The 23,913-nt window shown below is 43.6% G+C and carries 24 protein-coding genes and 1 pseudogene; 9 read left to right on the top strand and 16 right to left on the bottom strand.

Annotation, left to right across the window (positions count from 1 at the left end; all coding sequences use genetic code 11):
- The first annotated feature begins 93 nt into the window (after window positions 1-93).
- The gene (gene pruA / locus ACT3IB_RS06320; protein WP_491538158.1) at window positions 94-1,725 is read left to right on the top strand and encodes an L-glutamate gamma-semialdehyde dehydrogenase; all 1,632 of its coding nucleotides are present in this window, start codon (window positions 94-96) and stop codon (window positions 1,723-1,725) included.
- 161 nt (window positions 1,726-1,886) lie between these two features.
- On the opposite strand, the gene ACT3IB_RS06315 is transcribed toward pruA, so the two are convergent.
- Window positions 1,887-2,321 carry an Rnase Y domain-containing protein gene (locus ACT3IB_RS06315; protein WP_491538157.1) on the bottom strand — a complete coding sequence of 145 codons (435 nt, stop codon included), beginning with the start codon at window positions 2,319-2,321 and terminating at the stop codon, window positions 1,887-1,889.
- A gap of 142 nt (window positions 2,322-2,463) precedes the next feature.
- On the opposite strand from ACT3IB_RS06315, the gene ACT3IB_RS06310 reads away from it, so the two are divergent.
- Window positions 2,464-3,279, top strand: a complete 816-nt coding sequence (locus tag ACT3IB_RS06310) for an SDR family oxidoreductase (protein ID WP_491538156.1) — start codon at window positions 2,464-2,466, stop codon at window positions 3,277-3,279.
- Here ACT3IB_RS06310 and ACT3IB_RS06305 read toward each other — a convergent pair.
- Window positions 3,266-4,441: a Gfo/Idh/MocA family protein gene (locus ACT3IB_RS06305; RefSeq protein ID WP_491538155.1), complete on the bottom strand. Its 1,176-nt coding sequence runs from the start codon at window positions 4,439-4,441 to the stop codon at window positions 3,266-3,268. The genes ACT3IB_RS06310 and ACT3IB_RS06305 overlap by 14 nt on opposite strands.
- Window positions 4,442-4,557: 116 nt before the next feature.
- On the opposite strand from ACT3IB_RS06305, the gene ACT3IB_RS06300 reads away from it, so the two are divergent.
- From ACT3IB_RS06300 to ACT3IB_RS06290, 3 genes are all read left to right on the top strand, one after another.
- A complete protein-coding gene (locus ACT3IB_RS06300; RefSeq protein WP_491538154.1) occupies window positions 4,558-5,208 on the top strand; it encodes a CDGSH iron-sulfur domain-containing protein in 651 nt (216 codons plus the stop codon).
- A gap of 180 nt (window positions 5,209-5,388) precedes the next feature.
- Entirely contained in the window at window positions 5,389-5,763 is a 375-nt protein-coding gene (locus ACT3IB_RS06295; protein ID WP_491538153.1) for a DUF423 domain-containing protein, read from the top strand.
- Window positions 5,764-5,996: 233 nt separating this feature from the next.
- Window positions 5,997-6,359, top strand: coding sequence for an MmcQ/YjbR family DNA-binding protein (locus ACT3IB_RS06290; RefSeq protein ID WP_491538152.1), 363 nt, complete (start codon window positions 5,997-5,999; stop codon window positions 6,357-6,359).
- A gap of 8 nt (window positions 6,360-6,367) precedes the next feature.
- Here ACT3IB_RS06290 and ACT3IB_RS06285 read toward each other — a convergent pair whose 3' ends face one another.
- The 11 genes from ACT3IB_RS06285 to ACT3IB_RS06235 form a co-directional block, all read right to left on the bottom strand.
- Window positions 6,368-6,694: a DUF6787 family protein gene (locus ACT3IB_RS06285; protein ID WP_491538151.1), complete on the bottom strand. Its 327-nt coding sequence runs from the start codon at window positions 6,692-6,694 to the stop codon at window positions 6,368-6,370.
- A gap of 1 nt (window position 6,695) precedes the next feature.
- On the bottom strand, window positions 6,696-7,994 hold the full coding sequence (gene hemL, locus ACT3IB_RS06280) for a glutamate-1-semialdehyde 2,1-aminomutase (RefSeq protein WP_491538150.1): 1,299 nt from the start codon (window positions 7,992-7,994) through the stop codon (window positions 6,696-6,698).
- Window positions 7,995-8,105: 111 nt separating this feature from the next.
- Window positions 8,106-9,101, bottom strand: a complete 996-nt coding sequence (gene hemB, locus ACT3IB_RS06275; protein WP_491538149.1) for a porphobilinogen synthase — start codon at window positions 9,099-9,101, stop codon at window positions 8,106-8,108.
- A 180-nt stretch (window positions 9,102-9,281) separates the two neighbouring features.
- On the bottom strand, window positions 9,282-10,631 hold the full coding sequence (hemF, locus tag ACT3IB_RS06270; protein WP_491538148.1) for an oxygen-dependent coproporphyrinogen oxidase: 1,350 nt from the start codon (window positions 10,629-10,631) through the stop codon (window positions 9,282-9,284).
- A gap of 63 nt (window positions 10,632-10,694) precedes the next feature.
- Window positions 10,695-11,741, bottom strand: a complete 1,047-nt coding sequence (hemE, locus tag ACT3IB_RS06265) for a uroporphyrinogen decarboxylase (protein ID WP_491538147.1) — start codon at window positions 11,739-11,741, stop codon at window positions 10,695-10,697.
- 66 nt (window positions 11,742-11,807) lie between these two features.
- Entirely contained in the window at window positions 11,808-12,545 is a 738-nt protein-coding gene (locus ACT3IB_RS06260; RefSeq protein ID WP_491538146.1) for a uroporphyrinogen-III synthase, read from the bottom strand.
- Window positions 12,546-12,646: 101 nt separating this feature from the next.
- Window positions 12,647-13,564 carry a hydroxymethylbilane synthase gene (gene hemC / locus ACT3IB_RS06255; protein ID WP_491538145.1) on the bottom strand — a complete coding sequence of 306 codons (918 nt, stop codon included), beginning with the start codon at window positions 13,562-13,564 and terminating at the stop codon, window positions 12,647-12,649.
- On the bottom strand, window positions 13,557-14,819 hold the full coding sequence (gene hemA, locus ACT3IB_RS06250) for a glutamyl-tRNA reductase (RefSeq protein WP_491538144.1): 1,263 nt from the start codon (window positions 14,817-14,819) through the stop codon (window positions 13,557-13,559). Before hemA ends, hemC begins: the two co-directional genes overlap by 8 nt.
- A gap of 4 nt (window positions 14,820-14,823) precedes the next feature.
- A complete protein-coding gene (gene hemH, locus ACT3IB_RS06245; RefSeq protein WP_491538143.1) occupies window positions 14,824-15,939 on the bottom strand; it encodes a ferrochelatase in 1,116 nt (371 codons plus the stop codon).
- A gap of 175 nt (window positions 15,940-16,114) precedes the next feature.
- On the bottom strand, window positions 16,115-17,512 hold the full coding sequence (locus ACT3IB_RS06240; protein WP_491538142.1) for a sensor histidine kinase: 1,398 nt from the start codon (window positions 17,510-17,512) through the stop codon (window positions 16,115-16,117).
- Window positions 17,513-17,588: 76 nt separating this feature from the next.
- Window positions 17,589-18,290: a response regulator transcription factor gene (locus ACT3IB_RS06235; protein ID WP_491538141.1), complete on the bottom strand. Its 702-nt coding sequence runs from the start codon at window positions 18,288-18,290 to the stop codon at window positions 17,589-17,591.
- 200 nt (window positions 18,291-18,490) lie between these two features.
- Here ACT3IB_RS06235 and ACT3IB_RS06230 point away from each other — a divergent pair, with 200 nt between their 5' ends.
- The gene (locus ACT3IB_RS06230; protein WP_491538140.1) at window positions 18,491-19,282 is read left to right on the top strand and encodes an SDR family oxidoreductase; all 792 of its coding nucleotides are present in this window, start codon (window positions 18,491-18,493) and stop codon (window positions 19,280-19,282) included.
- 57 nt (window positions 19,283-19,339) lie between these two features.
- On the opposite strand, the gene ACT3IB_RS06225 is transcribed toward ACT3IB_RS06230, so the two are convergent.
- Together ACT3IB_RS06225 and ACT3IB_RS06220 are read right to left on the bottom strand one after the other, a co-directional pair.
- Window positions 19,340-19,786, bottom strand: coding sequence for a fasciclin domain-containing protein (locus tag ACT3IB_RS06225; protein ID WP_491538139.1), 447 nt, complete (start codon window positions 19,784-19,786; stop codon window positions 19,340-19,342).
- 105 nt (window positions 19,787-19,891) lie between these two features.
- Entirely contained in the window at window positions 19,892-20,812 is a 921-nt protein-coding gene (locus tag ACT3IB_RS06220) for a DUF58 domain-containing protein (RefSeq protein WP_491538138.1), read from the bottom strand.
- A gap of 178 nt (window positions 20,813-20,990) precedes the next feature.
- Here ACT3IB_RS06220 and ACT3IB_RS06215 point away from each other — a divergent pair, with 178 nt between their 5' ends.
- Window positions 20,991-21,887, top strand: a complete 897-nt coding sequence (locus ACT3IB_RS06215) for a dimethylarginine dimethylaminohydrolase family protein (RefSeq protein ID WP_491538137.1) — start codon at window positions 20,991-20,993, stop codon at window positions 21,885-21,887.
- 39 nt (window positions 21,888-21,926) lie between these two features.
- Here ACT3IB_RS06215 and ACT3IB_RS06210 read toward each other — a convergent pair.
- Window positions 21,927-22,154: pseudogene (locus ACT3IB_RS06210) on the bottom strand (four helix bundle protein); the annotation flags it as partial.
- Between the two features lie 104 nt (window positions 22,155-22,258).
- On the opposite strand from ACT3IB_RS06210, the gene ACT3IB_RS06205 reads away from it, so the two are divergent.
- Window positions 22,259-22,462, top strand: coding sequence for a CPXCG motif-containing cysteine-rich protein (locus ACT3IB_RS06205; RefSeq protein WP_491538136.1), 204 nt, complete (start codon window positions 22,259-22,261; stop codon window positions 22,460-22,462).
- Window positions 22,463-22,765: 303 nt separating this feature from the next.
- Window positions 22,766-23,884, top strand: coding sequence for a glutamine-hydrolyzing carbamoyl-phosphate synthase small subunit (gene carA / locus ACT3IB_RS06200; protein WP_491538135.1), 1,119 nt, complete (start codon window positions 22,766-22,768; stop codon window positions 23,882-23,884).
- Window positions 23,885-23,913 lie beyond the last annotated feature (29 nt).

Raw genomic sequence — 23,913 nt, 5'->3', positions numbered from 1 at the left:
ACTCCAATTCTGTTAAAAATTTAGTACCTTCATAGACAAAATCAGCAAGTATTATTTTTTAAGAAAATCCGAATTAAAAGCAACCTAATTATTATGGCTAATGCATTTTTTGAAATTCGGGAACCGGAAAATGAGTCCTATAACTCATACGCTCCCGGCACGCCCGAACGTGAGGAACTCCGTAAAGAACTGGACCGGCTAAAAAATCAGGAGATTGAAATTCCGGCGATTATTGGCGGTAAGGAAGTAACAACTGATCGTCAAAAAGATGTAGTCATGCCCCACAATCACAGCCACAAGCTGGGTACTGTTCATCTTTGTGGTGAAAAAGAGGTGGAAATGGCTATTGAAACAGCACTTGAAGCAAGAAAAGGGTGGGCTGAGATGCCCTGGCAAGATCGGGCAGCAATCTATTTAAAGGCTGCTGATCTCATAACCGGTCCCTATCGTTACACGATGAATGCTTCTACGATGCTGGGACAGTCGAAAACCCCTCACCAGTCTGAAATTGAGGCGGTTGGAGAATTTGCGGATTTCTTACGCTTTAACGCCTATTACCTGCAAGAGATCTATAAAGATCAGCCGTATTCTCCGGACGGCATGTGGAACCAGATGGAATACCGTCCGCTTGAGGGATTCGTCTTTGCCGTAACGCCTTTCAATTTTACCGCAATTGCCGGGAATCTGCCGCTGGCTCCTGCGCTGTGTGGCAATGTGTCGCTGTGGAAACCGGCATTATCCTCGATCTATTCCAGCTACTTTATCATGAAAGTATTGAAAGAGGCCGGCATGCCCGATGGCGTGATTAACTTTCTGCCGGGCCACGGTCCTGATGTCGGTGATCCTGTCCTGCAAAGTGAGCATTTATCAGGATTACACTTTACCGGATCTACTGGTACGTTCCAGCATCTATGGAAAAGCATTGCCGAAAATATTGAGCATTATAACACGTATCCTCGCATTGTCGGTGAAACAGGCGGTAAGGACTTCATTTTTGCTCATGAATCGGCCGATGTCGATGCCGTTGTTATTGCAGCTATCCGTGCTGCTTATGAATACCAGGGACAGAAATGCTCAGCGGCTTCGCGCATGTATCTGCCGGAATCAATCTGGCCAGAGTTCCGCGAGAAGTTCCTTGATGAAGTTAAAGATGTGAAGTACGGCGACGTAGAAGACTTCACCAACTTCATGGGCGCTGTAATCGACCAGAAAGCATTCGATAATATTTCTTCCTACATCGATTACGTCAAGGAATCTGATGACGCCGAAATTCTTTACGGCGGCGATTATGACGATTCGGAAGGATACTTTATTGAGCCGACCCTGGTGCAGGCTCACGATCCGAAATTCAAGACTATGGAAGAAGAGATCTTTGGTCCGGTGCTCACGGTCTATGTCTATGAAAATGATAAATTCGACGAAACACTTGAGCTGTGTGACAATACCTCACCATATGCGTTGACAGGTGCTATTTTTGCCCAAGAACGCTATGCGCTTAACAAGATGGCAGACTATCTGCGTCAGGCTGCCGGCAACTTCTACATCAACGACAAGCCGACGGCAGCGATCGTCAACCAGCAGCCCTTTGGCGGAGCGCGCAAATCCGGAACCAACGACAAGGCCGGAAGTGCTGCCAACCTGATGCGCTGGATTTCAGTCCGTTCTATCAAGGAAACGACCGTTCCGGCCAAAGACTGGACGTATCCATATATGGAAGAAGAATAACCATAGATCCTGAAACAAAACTTACCCCGAAACCTCGGAGTTCAGGGTGATACATAATTAATAAGGCTCCCGACCTTTGGTGGGGAGCCTTTCTTATTTATAGTTATATATAGAAGCATTGTTCTACAGCAGAGCTGTAGAATGAGTAGGTGAAATATAAACTACGAGTCGACACTCAAATCCTCTTTCAAGTTGTTGAATGATTCTTCGACACTGTCAAGCTGATCATCAATGTTCTCCTTGAGATCATACCAGCTCTCATCGGCCTTAGCCCTTAATTCTTCCAAACCATTTTCAAGCTTATCCTTTTTGTCATTCAGACTCTCCCACTGTTTTTCGAGCTCGGATTTCTTTTCTTCTGATTCTCTATCAATTTTCTGTTTCAGCTCCTCCATATCCCTCTCAAGTTCAGCAAGCTCTTCTTCAACATTGTTAAGGAATTCCTGCTTCTTTACTTCAACTTCCTTTTGAGCTGATTGTATAGTTTCTTCCACCCCTTCTTTTGCCTGTGGTGTATTACGCTCTGACTTTTCGGTGCAAGCAGTAAATCCTAAAACAAATAAAATTGCTGCGAAATAAATTGTTAATTGTTTCATGACAGAATAGTTTATTTTAGCATTCGTTATTGAACTTAATACCTATCATTTTATTCCATACCCTGCATTTTGTTCCAACAATGATATTGGGTTTTGCTTTTTAGATATTAAACCGAATTTCTTTTTAGACAATTAACCAACTATGAAAATCAGCATTTTGGGCTGCGGATGGCTTGGCCTGCCGTTGGCCGAACGGCTTCGCGACGAAGGACATCAAATCAAAGGGTCAACAACAAGTGAAGAAAAACTGCAACTTCTCAAGGGAAAAGAGATACAGCCTTTTCTTCTGGAGTTAACACCCGGCTTGCACTGTGATAACTGTGAGGATTTTTGGGATGCTGATGTGCTTGTTCTCAACATCCCACCCGGTCGAAGCAAAGATAATGTCAAAGAATTTCATCAGCAGCAGATACAGGCAGTTATTGACCGGCTTTCTGAGTCACCCATAAATTTTGTGGTATTTATAAGTTCAACTTCTGTATACCCGGAAAAGGCAGGTATTGTAAGCGAAGAGGATACTAAAAAAGGAAAGGCCTCTCGTGCCTCCGGGAATGCTCTTTTGGAAGCTGAACAGATGCTTCGAAAAGAGTCGGGGTTTGAGACTACCGTTATTCGATTTGGTGGATTATATGGTCATGACCGCCATCCCGTTAAATACCTGGCCGGACGAAAAAATATATCCAAGGGTAATGCACCCGTTAATCTCATTCACCAGAAAGATTGCATTAATATTATCCAAAAGATTATCGAAGAAAATATTACTGGGCAAATTTTCAATGGTGTTTCCGACGGGCATCCACCCAAAAAAATGTACTATCCCGCAGTGGCCAAAGCGATGGACCTAGAACCCCCGACCTTTAATGACGACGAAAGCAAAGAGTACAAAATTGTTTCAAATAGAAAACTAAAAATGATGCTTAACTATAAATTTAGTCACCCCAATCCTATGGATTTTTAGGGTTGGTAGCCCGTGGTTCGTAATCCATTGCAATCCACTCATTATTGTTGCCACTTTCTATAGCTTTATGGATAAAATGCACGCCACGAGCCCCATCCTCAACGGATGGAAAGTCCTGTGCTAACTTATTAGGCTTATCTCCCGACCGACGAGCTGCAATCACCTCGGCTACATTTGAATAAATATTAGCAAAGGCCTCTATAAAACCTTCAGGATGTCCCGCCGGTATACGGTTATGATAATTTGCACCATCCGAAAGATAATCATTTCCTCTTTTGTAGATTTTCTCTGGCTTGTCAGGATACTTTATTCGTAAATAATTGGGATTCTCCTGCTCCCATTCGAGGGCGGCCTCATCCCCATAAAGTCGAATTCTCAGACCATTCTCTTCTCCTATGGCAACCTGGGATGCATACAAAATTCCTCGCAATCCATGTTCGTAATGCACCAACATACTGGCATCATCTTCAAGCTTACGACCTTCACCGAAGGCATGAATATCAGCATATAACTCCTTGAGCTTAGTCCCTGTAATGTAACGGACCAAATGCTCGGCGTGGGTTCCAATATCAGCCACAGTTGCAGATACGCCTGCCACATTGGGATCCAACCGCCAAACATCCTTCTCCTTTTCTACTGAATCGGACAACCACCCCTGGGGATATTCCACTACTACTTTCCGAAGTGACCCCAGCTCCCCGTCCTGCACCAAGGTTCTTGCTTCCTTTACCATCGGATAACCCGAATAATTATAGGTAACCGCAAAAATTGTATCGTGCGCATTTACTAATCGACAGAGCTGTTCGGCTTCTTCAATAGTGTTAGTCATAGGCTTATCACAGATCACATGAATGCCTGCTTCTATAAAAGTTTTACATACCTCATAGTGCAGGTGATTGGGTACCGTGACACTTACCACATCGATGCGCTCACCATCAGACAATGAAGCTTCTTTTTGGGCCATCTGCTGAAAAGTATCATATACCCTATCATTTTCGATCCCCAGCTCTCGCCCCATTTTCTTGGATTTCCTGGGATCTGAAGAAAATACTCCCGCCGTTAGCTGCATCATCCCATCCAAATTAGCCGCCATGCGATGCACCTTCCCAATAAAACTTCCCGGTCCTCCCCCCACCATTCCATACCGAATCTTTTTATCCATATCCATTTATTGATTCAACTTTTTTAAAGCGCTGTAATATATAAATCTTTTGTCCGCTTGACGATCTACATAAATCATATATCTTATGTACAAAACAAATCAAGGATTTTAGTGCTATGGAAAAAAAGATACACAATTACGAATCGGAAAGTATTACAGTAGAATTTGATAGTAAGCGATGCATTCACTCTGCGGAATGCGTCAATAACTTACCTTCGGTCTTTAATCCAAATAATAAGCCCTGGATTACTCCCGAAGAAGCTTCTGCCGAAAAAATAAAAGAGGTTGTGCACCACTGTCCTACCGGGGCACTAAAATACAAAGGGGTTGAAGAAGAGCTTCCGGCACGCGAGAATACCATTACTATTGTTCCAAACGGCCCGCTTTACCTGCGAGGCGATATTGAGGTTCAGAATGCAGACGGAGAAACATTACTCGAAGATACGCGAGTTGCCATCTGCCGCTGCGGGGCATCCGAAAATAAACCCCTTTGTGATAATACGCACAAGGACGTCGATTTTGAAGCGCCTGCCTCTTTCGATAAGGCTAAACTGCATCCCACCAAAGACGGAGATCCATCCCAAAATAAACTAATTTTAAAACTGATGGATAACGGACCGATCTTGCTTGAGGGGACATATCGGATACACTCTATTGCAAACGAAGCAGTAAACAGCTCTAAAAATGTTGCTCTTTGCCGCTGCGGACAATCGTCCGGCAAACCGTTTTGCGATGGTACACACAAAGAGGTGGGGTTTGAAGGATAAGCTAATCTTCAGCCTTAATTTTTATCTGCAGATATACTCCTTTATTCAGAGAGAACACCATGATCCTTCACAATAGCTTCATTTGCTATTTTTATTTAGTGCCAGCTTAAAAAATACAATTGATATTTGCTCGAACAGCAATCAATTGGAGGAGTTCCCAAATAAAAAGTAATACTTCATATGCAGAAACTGTTTTTGATGATCGGTTCTATTTCTATGGCTCTTGCTGTGGGGTTAGGAGCTTTTGGCGCTCATGGTTTAAAAGAACTGCTTTCGGATGAAATGCTGGATATCTTTGAAACTGGCGTTAAGTATCATTTTTATCACGCCATAGGTCTTTTAATTGTCGGCCTTATAGCACAGCTAATCCCGCATTCCTTTCTTCTGCAATGGTCCGGCTGGTTGATGTTAGCCGGGATCATCATATTTTCAGGGAGCCTGTATATTCTCTCGGTGAGTGGTATTCGCTGGATGGGGGCAGTAACGCCAATTGGTGGTCTATGCTTTATCATAGCCTGGATATTGCTGGCTCTTGCAAGTTGGCAAAACCTGTAATTAATCAAAACCAACTGCATGCGCTCATAAAAAGCACTTGCAGTTCCGGATCATTATTATATTTTAAGACTAATTATTTAAAAACGTCTCATTTTTCTTGAGACTATCATCTGTCATAAATAGACGCACAGTTATATCAAGGTAACCGACATTTATTGTTTTGCATATATCGACTAACACACAAACTGTAGGCGTTTTTTATAAACCAATTCTTTACCAAGTAACAATTTCACATGAATATAGAAGACTTCAGAGAATTTTGCCTGTCATTTAACGGTGTAACCGAGGATTTTCCTTTTGATGATGAGAAAACCCTTGCCTTTAAGGTGATGGATAAAATTTTTGCTATCACCGATGTCGAGGAATTCGACGGTATAAATCTAAAATGCGACCCGGTAAAGGCAGCCATGCTTCGTGATCTCTATCAAGATGTACAACCAGGCTATCACATGAATAAAAAGCATTGGAACACTGTTAATCCCAAGGGTAAGCTCGACGATGAAATTATAAAAGAATGGATTAAAGATTCGTACAACTTAGTGGTAGAAGGATTATCACGTAAAAAACAGAAAAAGCTTGAAAAGATGGAAGATTAGGAATCTTTTTACTCATTGCTCGTAAAGAGGTTCTTGATCCTGTTAAGGCTTTTCTTTTCAAAGTTCCACACAAATTCGAACTGACCCATCACAAAGCCGAATAGTAAAAACAAAAGCTGATAAGACGGGAATACGATAAGAATCCATGCTACAAGCTCTAGCCAGAGTGGCGTTTCGGGACCAATTCCTATCCAACTAAAAGCCAGCTTGCGAATATAAAGCGTCGTTATTCCGGTTATAGCAAAAATAAAAAGGATCAGCAGTAAGCCGCCAAAACTATCAACGCCCCACCGCTTTTTCATTTTTTCTATCAATTCGCCCACAATTATCCTCATTTTAGGTCTGTTTCAGGGCTTCTTTGATAGATTTATCAGCGGCCTCAATCGTCGTTTCCAAATGATCATCTGTTAATGAATTTGCAAGAAAGAGCGATTCAAAAGGTGATGGCGGCAAATAAATTCCATGCTCTAACATCTGATGGAAAAAAGCCTTAAAAAACGCCTGGTCCGTCGTATTAGCTGTTTTAAAATCAATAACTTCATCTTGCTCCGTAAAAAAGATACTCAACATGGAACCCACCTGATTAAGTACAAAGGGTACCTTGTGTTCTTCTAACACATCTTTTAGTCCTGTAGCCAGCTTAACAGTCTTTTCTTCCAGCTCATCATAATGTAGGGGCTTCTCATGCAGCTCAGTAAGTAGCGCGTATCCCGCCGCCATTGCCAACGGATTGCCCGAAAGGGTTCCTGCTTGATAGACATCACCCACCGGAGAAACAACATCCATTATCTCTTTCTTGCCACCAAATGCTCCTACCGGCAATCCTGCACCAATGATCTTTCCATAAGTTACAAGATCAGCAGTAACACCGTAACGTTCTTGTGCTCCCCCCATCGCTACGCGAAAACCAGTCATTACTTCGTCAAAAATAAGAACCACATCATGAGCATCACATAGCTCGCGAAGCCCGGACAAAAAACCCTTTTTGGGGGGAATGCACCCCATATTGCCAGCAACAGGCTCTAAAATAATGGCCGCAACTTCTCCCTCATATTCATTGAGCAGTTTCTTAACGGAGTTCAGGTCATTAAAGTTAGCAGTCAACGTATCTTTGGCTGTCCCTTCTGTAACTCCCGGACTACTCGGTTGACCAAGGGTGAGCGCACCGCTGCCGGCGTTAATCAAAAAAGAATCTCCGTGACCGTGATAGTTTCCTTCGAACTTGATAACCTTATCCCTTCCGGTATATCCACGCGCCACGCGGATGGCACTCATACACGCTTCCGTTCCGGAATTCACCATGCGAATTTTATCCACTCCAGGTACCATCTGCTTAACCAATTCTGCCATCTTAACCTCGATCTCAGTCGGTGCGCCAAAAGAGGTAGATTTGGCCGCTGTTTCTTTAACGGCTTCAATCACCGGCTCATAAGCGTGGCCCAAAATCATTGGTCCCCAAGAGCCTACATAGTCAATATATTCTTTGCCATCAACATCTGTAAGAATAGATCCCTTCGCCTTTTCTAAAAATACGGGCGTACCGCCAACCGATTTAAAAGCTCTGGCAGGAGAATTTACGCCCCCGGGAATAAATTGCTGTGCTCGCTCAAATAATTTTTTACTATTTTCTAACATAAATTCTTTAAGATTTTTTGATGTGTCATCCTGAACTTGTTTCAGGATCTTTAATCAAGCAATAGAAAGCTATAGATGCTGAAATAAATTCAGCATGACACGAAACGTTATTTAGGGCTCCTTATTCAATATCTTTGATGCTGCCTTTGCAAAATAGGTAGCAATCAAATCCGCACCGGCACGCTTAAAACCAACCAGTGCTTCCATCATCGCTTCTTCTTCATTCAACCACCCTTTCTCAGCAGCGGCCTTTAACATAGCGTATTCTCCGGAGACATTATACACCGAAACCGGCACCGAAACGTTTTCTTTCACGCCTCTAATCACATCCATATACGGTAACCCGGGCTTCACCATCACGATATCTGCCCCTTCCTGTTCATCAAGTTTAGCCTCTTTAATAGCTTCCTGAACATTAGCCGGATCCATCTGATAGGTTTTCTTATCTCCAAATCCGGGCGCTGAATCCAGCGCATCCCGAAACGGTCCGTAGTAACTTGAGGCATATTTTGCGCTATATGCCATAATACCGGTGTGCTCAAATCCTTCTTCATCCAGAGCCTTACGCATTGCGCCAATGCGACCATCCATCATATCGGATGGGGCCACCATATCAACACCGGCCTCGGCATGACTCACCGCCATTTTTGACAGCACTTCAACCGATTCATCATTCAGAATTTCTCCATCTTCAACGATGCCGTCATGCCCATAACTCGAGTAGGGATCCATTGCGATATCGGTCATCACCAGCATCTCGGGAAATTCATCCTTAATGGCGCGAACCGTCCGCTGCATCAGTCCATCGGGATTAAGCGCTTCGGTGCCCTTATTATCTTTGAGCTCATCGGGCACTTTTGCAAACACCAATACCGAGCGAATTCCCACATCTTTCAACTCCTGAATTTCATCCATCAGCAAGTCCAGCGTGTAGCGAAAGTAATCTGGCATGGATGGAATTTCGGCTTTCTCATTTTCGCCCTCCATCACAAAAACAGGAGCGATAAAATCAGCCGGTTTTAGGTTATGCTCGGCCACCATATCGCGCATGGCTGCCGATGTTCGCAATCTTCGTCCGCGTATGTAGGGAAATTGTCCGTATGACATATATATAAATTATTTTTGAAAATTTTCATGTCATCCCGAACTTGTTTCGGGATCTATATCTCCAGATGCTGAAACCCCGAAAAGTCGGGACACGGCAAGTACAGCATGACACGATACTTTTATTTCTTAATAGCCACTGATCTACACAGATTTATACTGATTAATCCATGCCTATCTGTGTTAATCTGTGGCTAATTCTTCTCCATATTCGATCCAGTCAATAGGATTTTTCAATCGATCAATAAGATACGCCTCGCGGCTGTCTTCTTCGATCTCAAAATCATAATCCCACCGAACGCGCGGGGGCAAACTCATCAAAATGGACTCCGTTCGACCGTTCGTTTTAAGGCCGAATAACGTACCGCGATCATGGATCAAATTAAACTCGACATAGCGGCCGCGACGAATCTCCTGGAAATACCGCTGGCGATCGGTAAAAGGTTCATCATTTCTACGCTCAATAATGGGCACATAGCTATCCAAAAAAGCATCTCCTACACCGGTGGTAAAATCGTACCAGTCCTCAGCCGAACGCTGCTCATTGGGACGCAAATAATCGAAAAACAACCCACCGATGCCGCGTCCTTCCGATCGATGATCGTTATAAAAGTATTCGTCGCATTCTTTTTTAAACCGGGGATATAATTCTTTGCCGTGTTTATCGCAGGCTTCCTTCAGCACCATGTGGAAATGTACCGCGTCTTCATCCCACAAATAATAGGGTGTCAAATCCGCGCCGCCGCCAAACCACTGATCGCGCACCTTATTCATCTCGGCATCATCATAGAGCTCAAAATAGCGGTAGTTGGCATGAACCGTGGGCACCATGGGACTTTGGGGATGGATAACGAGCGATAGTCCACCGGCCCAAAACCAACCCTGTTCCACTTCAAATCGTTTGCGTATCAATTCAGGCAGTTCTCCATGCACGCTGGATATATTGACGCCGCCTTTTTCAAATACATCGCCTTTTTCAATTACGCGGCTATGTCCACCGCCCCCGCCATTGCGTTCCCAATCATCATGGCGAAATCGTGCCTTACCGTCGATTTCTTCCAGGGAATCACAAATTTTGTCCTGCAAATTCCGGATATAGTCTTCGAATCGTGACTTCAGGGATGGTTTTGAGTCCCCCTTTGAAGGGGGGGCAGGGGGATGATTCTCTATCCAACTTTTTATTGAGCTCTCAACATTTCTAAGGTCATTCATCACTTCCTCATCAGTAAATCGCAGAACGGTAAATCCTTTTTCCTCGAGCTCCTTTTGTCGCTCTTTATCCTCATACCACTTGCGCTCATTTTCGTGTGAGTATCCATCAATTTCAATTACAAGCTGAAGCTCTTTACACATAAAATCTGCGATATAATTTAACACCGGACGCTGACGTAAAAAGGTATAGCCTTTCATTTTTCCTGCTCGTAATAATTCACTCCAAAGTCGTATTTCAGCTTTGGTTGAATCCTTTCGAAGCTTTCGGGCAAGCTCTTTAAGATCTTTATTGTAACCGTAATTGTCGTATTCAGCTGACATAATGTTTTTTGCTTATAGGTCATCCCCCTAATCCCCCTTCGAAGGGGGACAAAAATCTGCGTCCTATTTAGCTTGATATTCTTTCACCGTATCCACGAAAACGCGGGCGTTTTCTACGGGGATGTTCGGCAGAATGCCGTGTCCCAGGTTTGCAATATAATTTTGAACTCCGAACCGATCGATCATGCGCTTGGTCTGACGACGAATTTCATCCTGCGGCATCATCAATTTTGAGGGATCAAAGTTCCCCTGTAACACAATATTGCCACGCGTGGCATCCCGGCCGTATTCAGGCGTGATGGTCCAATCAAGTCCCAATGCCTGGGCATTGCTTTTAAAACTGAGTCGCTCTAGGGCATACCAACTACCCTTGGCAAACAAAATCACCGGCACTTCATCGATGGCATCGCAAATTTCCATCAGGTAAGGCATCGCCCACTCGTTAAAATCCTCGGGACTCAATAATCCAGACCAAGAGTCAAATAACTGTACGACCTGGGCACCGGCCTCTATCTGAGCTTTAAGATAATCAATCGTTGCCTTGGTTAACTCCTTCATCACGTGCTTGGCCGCATCAGGATGCTGATACATAAACGCCTTGGCCTTGGCAAAATTCTTCGAGCCCTCACCCTGCACCATATAACAGAAGAGCGTCCACGGCGCCCCGGCAAAACCAATCAGCGGCACGCGTCCGTTTAGCTCCTTGCGCGTCAGCGTTATCGCTTCCATCACATGATTAAGCTTACCGGGAATATCTTCAGCTAAAATAGAAAACGCATCATCCACGCTGCTTATGGGATTATCCATCACCGGACCCTTGCCTTTCACTAAATCCACATCGATACCTAGCGCCTGGGGAATCGTCAGGATATCCGAAAAGATAATAGCCGCATCGGGCTCAAGTTCATCAATGGGCTGGATGGTGATTTCGCAGGCCAGCTCAGGGGTTTCCACACGCTCGAAAAAGGTGTATTTCTTGCGGAGCTTCATGTATTGTGGAAGGTAACGTCCGGCCTGACGCATCATCCACACCGGTGGACGTTCGACTTCTTCGCCACGTAGGGTTCGGAGTAGTAAATCGTTTTTTAGTTCTGGAAAATTCTTGCTCATAAATACTTTTTGTTATGGCCGCAGATCTACACGGATTGATACGACTTTACCCGTTTTAAACTTGTGTTAATCCGCGGCTTCTGTACCTTCTTTGTTAAAAATATAATCGGCGGTAGTTCGAAGGAGTACTTCGGTATCGGGTTGTTTGGAAATTTCTACATGTTGATCGGTATACTCTTTAAGCGCGCCGGCCGTTGTTGGACCGATGGCAAACAGTGGAGGCAATTCTTCATCAAACCCTGTGCCCTGGGAAAATCCTTCAACAGCGCTTGGGCTGTAAAACAGGATTCCGCTCACCGGCTTTTTTGGCATTTCCACTGGATTGATAATCGTTTCATAGACTTCCAACTCAATCACTTCAATACCGTCTTCTTCAAGCTTATCAGTCATTTCATCACGACTCAAGTTGCCGTGGAAATAGATCACCGAATTAATTTTTCCTTCTTCGATGATCAGCTCAGCCAAGTGTTTGCCATCCTGTTTTCTTGGGATCTTAGCATCCAGTCCTAAATCCTGTAGGGCCTCCCGGGTTTTTGCTCCCACGGCAAAAAGTTGCACCTCGGGACGAACGCGCAACCCGGCATCCATTAACTCTTTCAGTGCTTTTACGCCATTCACACTGGTAAAAACCCAATCTGATTTTAGATTTTCATTAATCACTTTAAGCACACCATCCCAGTAATCAGGAAAATTAAACTGCAGCGCTGGCTCAATAATTGGTTCTAATCCCAGAATACGGGCGTATTCAAACTGTTGGGCAGACAAAGGTCGTGTTACTAAAATATTTCGCTTGTCTTGTCTCATTTAATTAACGAACAAATATGTCATCCTGAACTTGTTTCAGGATCTATTCAAATTACTACGTTACAGATGCTGAAATAAATTCAGCATGACACTAAACTTTCTTACTCTGATTTCATCTCATTAATTACCTTGATCGCACCTTCACTGAGCAGTGCTTGTGCAGCAGAATGGCCAAGCTCACCGGCTTCGCCAACCGATACTTTGTCTTCAAAATCATATCGCTCACTGCCATCAAGTGTCAAAGCAACAGCTTTAAAATGAACCTGTTCTTCTTCAATAAAAGCATAAGCTCCAACAGGCGCACTGCAACCGGCTTCCATATCGTGCAAAAAATCACGTTCAATGGTTGTACAAAGTGCTGTTTCATCGTGATTTAACTGTGAGACAATTGACTCCATCTCGCTGTCATCTTCACGAATCATCACCGCCATCGCTCCCTGCGCCGCAGCTGATACCATCCAGTCAAGGTAAGTACTTATATGATGACCAAGGTCAATGCGTTCCAAACCGGCCGCGGCAAAAATAGCCCCGTCCCAGCCGTTCTTTTCAACTTTCTCGAGGCGGGTATTTACGTTACCACGGATGTTTACAATCTCGTGGTTGGGATAGCGGTGCAGCCATTGCGCTTTGCGGCGATTACTGCTTGTGGCAATGGTTGCCTTGTAGTCAGGGTCATCCAAAAAATCGGTCCCATCGGGTGCAACCAGGGAGTCGCGTGCATCAGCTCGTTCCATGATGGCAGCCACCTTTAGCGGAAGGGGATTTTCGGTAGGTAGATCCTTAAACGAATGAACTGCAATGTCTATTTCATCGTTAAGCTGGGCATCATCGAGCGCCTTCGTAAATACGCCCTTCCCCCCCATTTCGGTCAGTGGGGTCGTCAGATCAAGATCACCTTCCGACTTAACAAAAATAAGCTCGGTATCGTGGCCGAGCTTTTGAAGTTCTTTGGCAACCTCCCTGGCCTGCCACGTAGCAAGTTGGCTGTCGCGGGTACCAATACGAATGGTCTTACTCATCTTCTGCGTTGGTTTCGAGCTTAAACATATCATTAACGACTTTGGTCACCTCTTCGGACTCATGATGGTCACGAAGATGCTCAATAGAATAGGCAGCTATTTTATTGACAATACGACGAGTCAAATTTTCAACCTTTTCCTTATCCGTTTCAGAAATCTTATTCTTAAAGAAATCATATTCGTCTTCACGGATGGAGTCAAACTTATTTGTCAACGCCTTGATGGTAGGCACCACCTTCTGTTTACTAAGCCAATTTTTATAATCAGTCAGCTCATCTTCAATAATCTTTTTAACCAGTGGAATATTCTCTTCGCGCCGACGATACGCCTCGTCAGTCACATCCGTCAAGAAATCCATATTAGCTAAATCCACAAAATCCATTTCGCCAATTTCAGGATCAATATTTCTAGGCACTGACAAGTCTACCATCACCTTGAACTTGGGATCGAGTAGTGACGGCTTCATATCATCGAGCGTAATAACCGGCTCTTTCGCTCCCGTGGCTACAATAATCAGATCAGCCTCGGCGATTTCATCAGGCATCTGATTCATATCTGCTACCTGAAGATCAAATTTGTCAGCCACAAACTCGGCCCGTTCTCGCGTTCGGTTTATAAGCGTAAGTTTTCGGGCACCGAGATTGATCAAATTCTTACAGGTAACCTTGCCAATCTTACCGGTTCCTATCAGAAGAATATCCTTGTCTTTCAAATTTTCGAAGGTCTTCACCGCAAACTTTACTGCCGCATAAGCGGTAGTTGCTGCTCCTTCTCCAAGCGATGTTTCATTGCGCGAACGTTTGTGAGCCCGAAAAACATGCTGCATTAGGCGGTGAAGCTCTCCGTCCACAGCATCCATTTCGCTGGCCAGCTCGTATCCTTCTTTTACCTGCTTTACAACTTGAAGATCACCCAAAATCTGGGAGTCGAGTCCCACTGTAACCTGAAACAGATGCTCAACTGCCTGCTGTCCTTCTTTTTCAAATCCGTAATTGTGAAACTCATCCAGCGAGGCATTGGAATACGTCACCAGAAGGCGAATTAGCTCTTGGGGAGTCACATCCTGGGCAAAAATCTCGGTACGATTACAGGTCGACACGACAAACAAGCTGTTGATACCTTCACGTTTAGCACCTTTGATAAGCTCACGTTTCTGAGCCTTTTTCAAGCTGAAGCGTTCGCGCACATCAATGGTTGCCTCCCAGTGATTAACGCCAACAGCACAAAAATCAGTTATTTGTGGTTGTTCTGACATCTATTTAGGCAGAAACTTTATTAGATCTTTGTTCTTCCTGTTCCACTTCATGGTCCAGCTTGTCCAAAACCTGATCGGCCAAGGCTTCAATATATTTTGGATGATCATTGATCCCTTCCATCACTTTCAGGTTTTCAAACTCATAACCCTCTTCTTCAAGATCTTCGACTAGCTCAACGCCTAACTCAAACAGCGTTTCCACATGATCGGTCACAAAGGCGATTGGGATCATCAAAAAGTTTTTAATCCCGTATTCAATATGTCGCTCCACAAGCTCGGCGGTATTGGGCTGCGTCCACTTTTGCGGACCCACTTTCGACTGATATCCCAACCAATAATCGTGGTCATAACCGCGCATCTCCATGATCGCTTCCATCGTCTGATTGATCTCCGTTGTGTAGGGATCACCGCTGCGGACCTCGAGCTTGGGCGTTCCGTGTGCGCTGAAGATAAAGTGTGTTTTGTTACGGGTTTCTTCATCCATCTCGGCCAGAGCCTCATCAATACGATCGTTCATTGCCGAGAGGTACTTTTTATCAAGATGGTAATTCTTAACATGAAATTCTTTCCAAGGCGTATCATGACCAAACTTCTCATCCCGTTTGGTTTCCCAGTCGCGATAACTGCTACCGGTTGTTGTCCATGAAAATTGCGGATAGAGCGGTACCATCACCGCGTGGGTAATTCCGTCATCTTCCATATCCTGAAGTGTTGTTTCAGCAAAGGGCAGCCAGTAGCGCATACAGGTATAGACCTTCACAAACTGATTGTCGGCCATCACATTCTTGAGATACTTCTCCAACCCGCGACGCTGCTTTTCAGTCAAACTGTTGATAGGTGAACAGCAAGTTGAAACAATACTTTTTTTGCGATTCAGGCAGTGTTTGTTTCCCATACATCCCTTCGGACATCCATTGATTTCTTCGTAATCCTCCTGAACATTGGGCGCCCGAAACTTTGAAATTATTTTAGCAAAAAAGTCTTGGAATTTTCCGCCACCCAATTTAATGATGTCCTCATCTCTAAAAAGATTATATAAAAATGGTCGAACGGCATAATCGGCAGTGGGACCACCGAGGTTCATCAATACAACACCAATACGCTTTTCTTCTTCTGCCATAGAAATAACTTCGTTATTTCAAGCCTATACAGGCTGATTTCCTATTCTAAAATTCTACTGATCACAGTCCTCATTCATCATGGTGAAGAAAGTCATTCTTTGTGAAGGAAATTTGAAGAAGAGCTGGCGAATTCTATTTAGAATGAGTCTAATTGATTTGAAGTGGCATACTCTTTTACCCTTTGGGCAATGTAAACCAAAAACGCGTTCCTTTACCCACTTTACTTTCTACGTGAATATCAGAACCATGTCCTTTTAAAATGCTCTTTACTACAGCCAATCCAAGCCCGGTCCCCCCCTTGTCGCGGGAGCGCGCTTTATCAGTGCGGTAAAATCGATCGAATAAGCGATCCAAATGTTCTTCTGATATCCCGATTCCGGTATCTTCGATTACTACCCTAACCCCAGAACCTTCGGATGTATAGGTGACGTCTACTGATCCTTGATTCGTATACTTCAGCGCATTTGAGATTAGGTTATCCATCACCTGTTCAATTTTTCCGGGATCCCCAATAGCTTTGCAAGAATGTTGATCTATATTTAATTCCAGTCCCTTTTCTTCGGCTTTGTCTAAATACCAGTCCTCCATATGTTTTGCAATATCAGCCATATCAAATTCCTGTCTCTCTACAAAATACTCATCAGAGTCGTATCGCTGAAGGATCTTTAAATCCTTAAACAGATGGGAAATTCGTTCGGTCTGTTTCTTTGCGGTAGTGATATATTTATCCTTTTTCTCTTCAGATAATTTATCCAGCTCCAGCATGTCCAGCGCGCCGGATATGGTGTGCAGCGGATTGCGAATTTCGTGAGTAATATCCGCAAAAAACTGGCGCTGTTTCTCGGCAAACTGCTTTATCTGCTCGGTATCGGCCCGCAGCTTTGATGCCATTTGATTAAGTGATGTAGCAAGTGTTCCAAATTCATCACTACGGTTAATATCGATCTCCCGATCCACGTCCCCATCGGCAATATCCTGTGCAGCATCTTTTATCTGAGTAATGGGTTTTGTCACATAGCGGGCAATCCATATGCTGACAATCACTACCAACCCTATAGAAATAAACATCCCGTAGTAAATTATCCAGCGGATGGTTTTGATGGGCTCATAAATCTGATCCTTAAACTGAGAAGCCTGCAAAAACATGGCGCCCGCAGTAGAATCGGGGAGTATGATATAGCTTGTCAGAATTTCCGAATCAGAATCACGGGGTAGCAACGGCAGATTATCGCGAGCCTTCAAACTTTCCATAATACCGGCATCCAATTTCGGGGAGGCAGTAATAGTAGTATCGCTACTTTGATAACTGTCGATTAATTTTCCAGTAGAATCGTAGACTGCCAGCTGGTATCCCGATGTGCGGGCTGTCTTAATCAATCGCTTATCGAAATTTTCATCATCAGATAAGTTTGCTGCCGTTACGGCCAACCACCGGGTATCGCGCTCCATCTCAACGCGCCCTTCTTCGAGCAGATAGTCGCGAATGAACAAAATAGAATAGCTGCTGATGGAGGTAATCCCAAAAATTAATAACAGAATAAACGTCCATGCAAGTTTCGAACGGATCTTCATATTAACGAACTGATTGTTTAATTACCCTCATAATAAAATCATTTTCGTAAATCCGTACGATCATATTCTTCAATAATTATACCTTTACGACTTCGCGATTCAACCCGTAACCAATACCGCGATAGGTCTTTATCACCTCTCCGGCATCTCCCATCTTCAAGCGCAGATTTTTAACGTGCACATCCACCGTGCGATCAAAAACATATCGATCATCCTCAGTTATGTGCTCCAAAATTTCTTGCCGCGTATACACACGCTTTGGGTTTTGATAAAATAGCTCAATTAATGTGTATTCCGTTGACGTCAGATCAATTTTTTCATCATCCACATACAACTCCTTGGCATCCGTATCCAGATAAGTATCACCATACTGCAACCAGTTGGCTTTCTGCGGATTTTGGCGACGCAGCAATGATTCTACATGCGCCTTAACCAGTGGGAGACTGGCGGGTTTGGGGATGTAATCATCAGCTCCCAGCTCCAATCCCTCAATCTCATCCTGTTCTTCATCTTTAGCGGTTAAGAATATCACGGGAATATCATTCAAAACCGGATGGCTGCGAATGTGCTTACAAATTTCCTTTCCGTCTACATTAGGAACCATTATATCGAGAATGGCCAGATGTATTTCTCCGGCATGTTGCTCAACAAGCTCCAGCGCCCGATTCCCTTCATGGGCCACGAGCACCTCATAATCATTCATTTCCAGGAAATTTGCCAACATCTCTGCCGGTTCCTCTTCATCTTCAACTAATAATATGCTATGCTTTGGTCTCACAATATTTATTTTTACTTATAATAATGAGTCACAAACAGCTTTTACTTCCAAATCGTTGATCGTAATAAAATAGCAAACTTTGCAGAGTATCTGAACAGACCTTTTGAACTCTGCACATCCCACTTGTCAAACTTGACTCGTTTCTACATTTTGAGCGGCATCAACTTTGTTTTACTGATTTCTAATTAGCTATTATCACTATGTCATTTCAAGATAAAATTGCCTGGATTACCGGTGCTTCGTCGGGCATTGGAGAAGCACTTGCCTACGAACTCAGCAACAGGGGCGCAAAACTTATTCTCTCCTCGCGGCGCAAAGAAGCACTGACACAAGTTAAAAACAATTGCAAAAACCCTTCCGATGTCCATATCATCACGCTTGATCTTGCCAAGACAGATCAACTTCCAGCTATAGCTGACGAAGCGCTCAATATATTCGGACATATTGATTACCTCTTTAATAACGGAGGCATCAGTCAGCGATCGGAGGCCATTAATACAAAACTGGAGGTTGTTCGCAAAGTGATGGACATTAATTTCTTTGGTTCTGTAGCATTAACAAAGGCAGTGCTCCCTTCCATGATAGAGCGTCAGTCGGGTCATATTGTGGTTACCAGCAGCGTGATGGGAAAGTTTAGCACACGGCTGCGATCGAGTTATGCCGCTTCCAAACATGCTTTGCACGGTTATTTTGATGCCCTCCGCCAAGAGGTTTATCAGGATAACATTAACATTTCGCTGGTCTGCCCGGGATTTATTAAAACAAATGTTACAAAAAATGCGCTTGAAGGTGATGGAAGCAAGCACAATAAAATGGGTAAGGGACAAGAAAATGGCATGCCAGCTGATGAATTTACCGAGAAACTCATCCCACAAATCTTAAAAGAAAAGGAAGAAATTTATATTGGCGGAAAAGAAATATGGGGCGTTTACCTAAAACGGTTTTTCCCTCGGCTGCTGGAAAAAATGCTGCGCAATGCTAATGTTACATAAAAAAGGCCCTTCTGAGCGAAGGACCTTTTAAATAGAGATTATAGCCTATGCGAAATACTATCGTTTTACGACTTGATCAACAATATAAACAATGCCATTAGCCGCAGACTCATCTTTTTCTTCAATCTTGACTCCCATAGAAGATTTCACCTTCTCGGAAGAAATTTCCCCCTGGTACAAATGACTTTGCACAACTTTCTGTGCCTTATCTCTATTTTCTTTGGCGGCCTCAACATCCACTCCTTCACTTTCAAGCGCTTCATTTGTTGGTGCAAGCACCGTATAAGTACCTTGCTGTGTGAGCACTTGGGCAAAGCCGGATGCTTCAACAAGGGCGGTAAAATCTGATAACTTGTCGTTGCTATTCATTTTGTCAACTACAGTTTCCCCATCTACCTGACTTTGTTGACCAGTATTTTGTGAAATAGCAATATTTGCGCCAACAGCAAACATCAACATTAATGCAAACGAAGCTGAAACAAGTCTTTTTATTTTAGATCTCATAGAGTAAATAATTTAATTAAAATTATTACAGAGCTATCCGCTCCGACTTTGAGATCTTATAAACAATTAAACTTTTTAGATATTATAAAATAACCCTAAACCATTTTATCCCAACTGTTTACGCTTATTTAGATATGCCAGCAGTGCCATATCAAAATTACTTTGTGTATCCAATTGTTCGAAGTCAATCTGGAACTCGCTGCAGGCCATCTTAAATTTGTGCGTCAACTCCTCAACCTTTTTCTGATAATCCTCGCGAATCTGTGACGGCACTACTTCCATCTGTGATCCCGTTTCCATATCCTGCATCACCAGGCGCCGATCAGGAAAATCCAATTCCCGCTCACTTTTTTCTTCCAAAACGTTAAAGAGCAGTACCTCATGCTTACTGTGCCGCAGGTGCTTTAAGGCTGAAATAAGCTGATCATGCTTATCTACATTTTCAAAAAGATCGGTAAGCACCACAACCAAACTACGATGGTTTAGCCGCTCGGCCACCTCGTGCATCGCCTGCGCCGTAGCGGTTTGACGTTTATTTTTATCCGCATTCTTTTCCTGCTCCAGTAAGTTTTCAAACTCTGTAAACAACAATCGCAGATGTGAATAGGAGGACTTCGCAGGAATAAAATTATTAATCCCCTCATCAAAAGTAATCAACCCGCAGGCGTCGCGCTGTCGATTCATCAGGTACATGAGCGAAGATCCAAAGTGGATGGCATAACGCAATTTGCTCCAGGGGCTAAAATATTTATAAAACATTGAGCTGCTGGTATCCAACAAAACATAGCAACGGAGGTTCGTCTCTTCCTCGTACTTTTTTACATAAAGCCGTTCGGTTTTGGCATATACTTTCCAGTCGATATGCTTGATTTCATCACCGGGATTGTACGGCCGATGCTCAGCAAACTCAACGCTAAATCCATGGTGCGGACTTTTATGCAAACCGGAGATGAACCCTTCCACAATCTTTCGAGCACGCAGCTCCAGCGGAGCCAATTGCGAAAGTAATTCGTGATCCAGCAGCATAACATTGTTTCTTTTAAGTTGAAGCTTTAAACTAACGAATCTTTCCTTAATCCCGTATTCAATAATTTAGGTATAGATAAAAACGGGTTTAAAGTTTATTCTTTTATACAAATGGTTATTTTAGGAGTCCGATTTATGGGAGAACCTTTCTGAAATACTGTAACTAAGTTTAATATTTATGGCGCAAGTAATTACATCCGCAGATCAAATTGACTTTACCGTTGATGAACGTCCATCCATGCCGCTACCTACCGAAGTGCTGATGGTACGTCCGCTTCACTATTCTGTAGATTATGTTATAAATCCCCATATGGCCGATCAGGTCGGCAAGGTCGATAAAATTGAAGCCCATAATGAGTGGAATCTCGTGCGATCACTTTTCGATCAAATTGGAATAAACATCCACGTTATCGAAGATCAGGAAGGGCTGCCGGACATGGTTTTTTGTGCAAACCAGAGCCTGCCCTATATCGACGAAGAAGGCAATGAGCATGCCTTTATGAGCATCATGCATGCTGATCAACGCAAAGACGAGGTGCCCTATATTGAACAGTGGTATCGCCAAAACGGCTATGAAATTCATTACCTGGATGAGGATAAGATCAGCGATTTTGAGGGGTGTGGCGACGCAATATGGCATACGGGCAAACGATTGCTCTGGGGCGGATATGGGTATCGATCATCATTAGAGGCCTACGAAACCATTTCCAAAACTTTTGATATACCTATTTTAGCACTCGAACTCGTAGACGAAACATTCTATCATCTGGACACGTGTTTGTGTGTGCTGGATGAGCATACCGCTCTTATTTATCCCGAGGCTTTTACTGATGAGGGACTCGAGATGATCAACAAGGTGTTTGATACCGTGATCAAAGCTTCTAAATATGAGGCTGAGGAGCTTTTCGCCTGTAATGCTTCGTGTCCCGATGGCCGTAATGTGATCATCCAACAGGGATGCACCGATGTCAATAAGAATCTCCGCGATAACGGGTTCTCTGTTCACGAGGTAAGTACCTATGAATTTCTCAAAAGCGGGGGCAGTGTTTTTTGTATGAAGATGTTGCTTTGGTAAAAGTGTTAAAGTTCTGAAGTTTCGAAGTATAACTTCTTCACATGAACTTTGAGTATAATCCAGAAACCTTATAAACTCTTTTCTAGAGTATCGAGCAAAACCTTCAGCTATATTTGTCATAGAAGATACAGCTGCTCTTTGAATCTGGTCTCGTAGTCCAAAATCTTTTCTAAATCTTGGTTTTTTAGTCAATTCATAATTTTGATTGACTAATTTTCGTGATTCTTTCCAACAATCTAACTCTTCAAAATTTTTCACTGTTGGCATTTGTCAAAAGTTCTTTTAATTGTTTAGAAGTAAGATCATTATAAATCTCAATCCTTACAGTAGTACTAAACTTCAATACTCCAACACTTCAAAACTTTAACTTGATGAAGCATTCCGCTGAATCACAAGGAAGTGAATTTCGCTGCGCATACTGCGGAGAAGTGAATCACACTTTCGTGGACCCCTCCCAGGGCAATACGCAAAAATATATTGAAGACTGTCAGGTTTGCTGTCGCCCGAATGAACTTTCTGTCTCATATGACCAATGGAATAAAGAATTCATTATCCAAAGTCGTCAGGCGCAATAGGTTACAGTTTCTATAAAATTTTCGTTGAAAATAGAGGCTCGGATTTGTATCTTTCCACAGTTTTGCGCTGGAGCAAAATGAACTACACAATTTTGAAATCTTGATGTTCTAACAGAATTCTTTTGATCTCTAAGTCTACAAAATTTGTAGTAGATGGCAGGCTCAACTGCCTCAAAAAATTTCCGAACAGTCCCTGGATTCGGAAATCTCACATTCCATTCCCTTTTTTAAAATCCGACTCTTTGTTAGTCGGATTTTTTTTATGTCTAAACTTTAATCCCACAAAACCAATACACCCTCACTATGTCACTCTATCCCAGAGATAAAGCTATCATTGCCCTATCCGACGGTACCGTCGAGCACGGCTTTGCCATCGGTAAAAAAGGTACCACCGGTGGTGAACTCTGTTTCAACACCAGCATGGTTGGCTATCAAGAAATTTTTACCGATCCCAGCTACTATGGGCAGCTTATGATGATGACCTATCCCCATATCGGAAATTATGGTACTATGAGCCGCGACGACGAAGCACGCAAAGTCATGATTGCCGGACTTATCGTTCGATCATTTTCTTGGGAGCACAGCAATCAACAAGCCGACAGCAACCTGCAGGAATATCTGGAACGCAACGAAGTAGTCGGTATCAGCGGTATTGATACCCGAAAACTTGTCCGACATATCCGAAGCAAAGGTGTGATGAACGCCGTGATCTCATCTACTGAACTCGATGAGGATAAATTGGTGGAAAAGGCCAAGAATTGGGATGATATGGTCGGCCTTGAACTTGCTACCGAAGTTACGCGAAAGGAACCGCAAACCGTACACAGCGACGGCCCTTTCAAAGTAGCAGCCTTCGACTACGGTATTAAACAAAGCATCATCGATAATCTGGTAGAGCGAGGTTGCACACTGCGTGTATTCCCAGCCAAAGGTGACTTCAAAGAAGAACTCGATCAATGGAATCCCGATGGGTTTTTCTTTAGCAACGGACCAGGAGATCCCGATGCCACGGCCAAATATGCATTGGATGCTGTAAACTACGCCAAGGATTCGGGCAAGCCGATATTTGGTATTTGCCTTGGTCATCAGCTGATGGCCCTCTCGGAAGGTATTCAGACGACAAAAATGTATGTAGGACATCGCGGCGCCAATCATCCGGTAAAAAACCTGGACTCCGGATTAGTCGAAATCACGACGCAAAATCATGGCTTTGCCGTAGATGAAGAAGCACTTGATGAGTCAAAAGTAGAGGTGACGCATAAAAACTTAAATGACGGAACCATTGAGGGACTGCGATTCAAGAACTTCCCGGGCATGTCGGTACAATACCATCCCGAAGCATCACCGGGTCCGCACGACTCTCGTTACCTCTTTGATCAGTTCCTCGATATGATAAAAGAAGGAAAGGGACAACCAGCATAGATCACGTAAATTCCTTCGGACACGGTGCG

The sequence above is a fragment of the Fodinibius sp. GM21 genome (assembly GCF_058386955.1).
The sequence above is the reverse complement of the archived record's forward strand: the minus strand, read 5'-3'. Positions and strand labels throughout refer to the sequence as shown.

Bases quoted from the DNA above. Each gene is read 5' to 3' on its own strand.
- ACT3IB_RS06290 (WP_491538152.1), top strand. From the start codon at position 5,997: ATGAATATAGAAGACTTCAGAGAATTTTGCCTGTCATTTAACGGTGTA.
- ACT3IB_RS06215 (WP_491538137.1), top strand. From the start codon at position 20,991: ATGGCGCAAGTAATTACATCCGCAGATCAAATTGACTTTACCGTTGAT.
- ACT3IB_RS06300 (WP_491538154.1), top strand. From the start codon at position 4,558: ATGGAAAAAAAGATACACAATTACGAATCGGAAAGTATTACAGTAGAA.
- hemB (WP_491538149.1), bottom strand. From the start codon at position 9,101: ATGTCATACGGACAATTTCCCTACATACGCGGACGAAGATTGCGAACA.
- ACT3IB_RS06285 (WP_491538151.1), bottom strand. From the start codon at position 6,694: ATGAGGATAATTGTGGGCGAATTGATAGAAAAAATGAAAAAGCGGTGG.
- ACT3IB_RS06220 (WP_491538138.1), bottom strand. From the start codon at position 20,812: ATGCTGCTGGATCACGAATTACTTTCGCAATTGGCTCCGCTGGAGCTG.
- hemA (WP_491538144.1), bottom strand. From the start codon at position 14,819: ATGTCAGAACAACCACAAATAACTGATTTTTGTGCTGTTGGCGTTAAT.
- hemC (WP_491538145.1), bottom strand. From the start codon at position 13,564: ATGAGTAAGACCATTCGTATTGGTACCCGCGACAGCCAACTTGCTACG.
- hemF (WP_491538148.1), bottom strand. From the start codon at position 10,631: ATGTCAGCTGAATACGACAATTACGGTTACAATAAAGATCTTAAAGAG.
- ACT3IB_RS06205 (WP_491538136.1), top strand. From the start codon at position 22,259: ATGAAGCATTCCGCTGAATCACAAGGAAGTGAATTTCGCTGCGCATAC.
- ACT3IB_RS06260 (WP_491538146.1), bottom strand. From the start codon at position 12,545: ATGAGACAAGACAAGCGAAATATTTTAGTAACACGACCTTTGTCTGCC.
- hemH (WP_491538143.1), bottom strand. From the start codon at position 15,939: ATGGCAGAAGAAGAAAAGCGTATTGGTGTTGTATTGATGAACCTCGGT.
- ACT3IB_RS06225 (WP_491538139.1), bottom strand. From the start codon at position 19,786: ATGAGATCTAAAATAAAAAGACTTGTTTCAGCTTCGTTTGCATTAATG.
- hemL (WP_491538150.1), bottom strand. From the start codon at position 7,994: ATGTTAGAAAATAGTAAAAAATTATTTGAGCGAGCACAGCAATTTATT.
- ACT3IB_RS06310 (WP_491538156.1), top strand. From the start codon at position 2,464: ATGAAAATCAGCATTTTGGGCTGCGGATGGCTTGGCCTGCCGTTGGCC.
- carA (WP_491538135.1), top strand. From the start codon at position 22,766: ATGTCACTCTATCCCAGAGATAAAGCTATCATTGCCCTATCCGACGGT.
- ACT3IB_RS06230 (WP_491538140.1), top strand. From the start codon at position 18,491: ATGTCATTTCAAGATAAAATTGCCTGGATTACCGGTGCTTCGTCGGGC.
- hemE (WP_491538147.1), bottom strand. From the start codon at position 11,741: ATGAGCAAGAATTTTCCAGAACTAAAAAACGATTTACTACTCCGAACC.
- ACT3IB_RS06305 (WP_491538155.1), bottom strand. From the start codon at position 4,441: ATGGATAAAAAGATTCGGTATGGAATGGTGGGGGGAGGACCGGGAAGT.
- pruA (WP_491538158.1), top strand. From the start codon at position 94: ATGGCTAATGCATTTTTTGAAATTCGGGAACCGGAAAATGAGTCCTAT.
- ACT3IB_RS06295 (WP_491538153.1), top strand. From the start codon at position 5,389: ATGCAGAAACTGTTTTTGATGATCGGTTCTATTTCTATGGCTCTTGCT.
- ACT3IB_RS06315 (WP_491538157.1), bottom strand. From the start codon at position 2,321: ATGAAACAATTAACAATTTATTTCGCAGCAATTTTATTTGTTTTAGGA.
- ACT3IB_RS06240 (WP_491538142.1), bottom strand. From the start codon at position 17,512: ATGAAGATCCGTTCGAAACTTGCATGGACGTTTATTCTGTTATTAATT.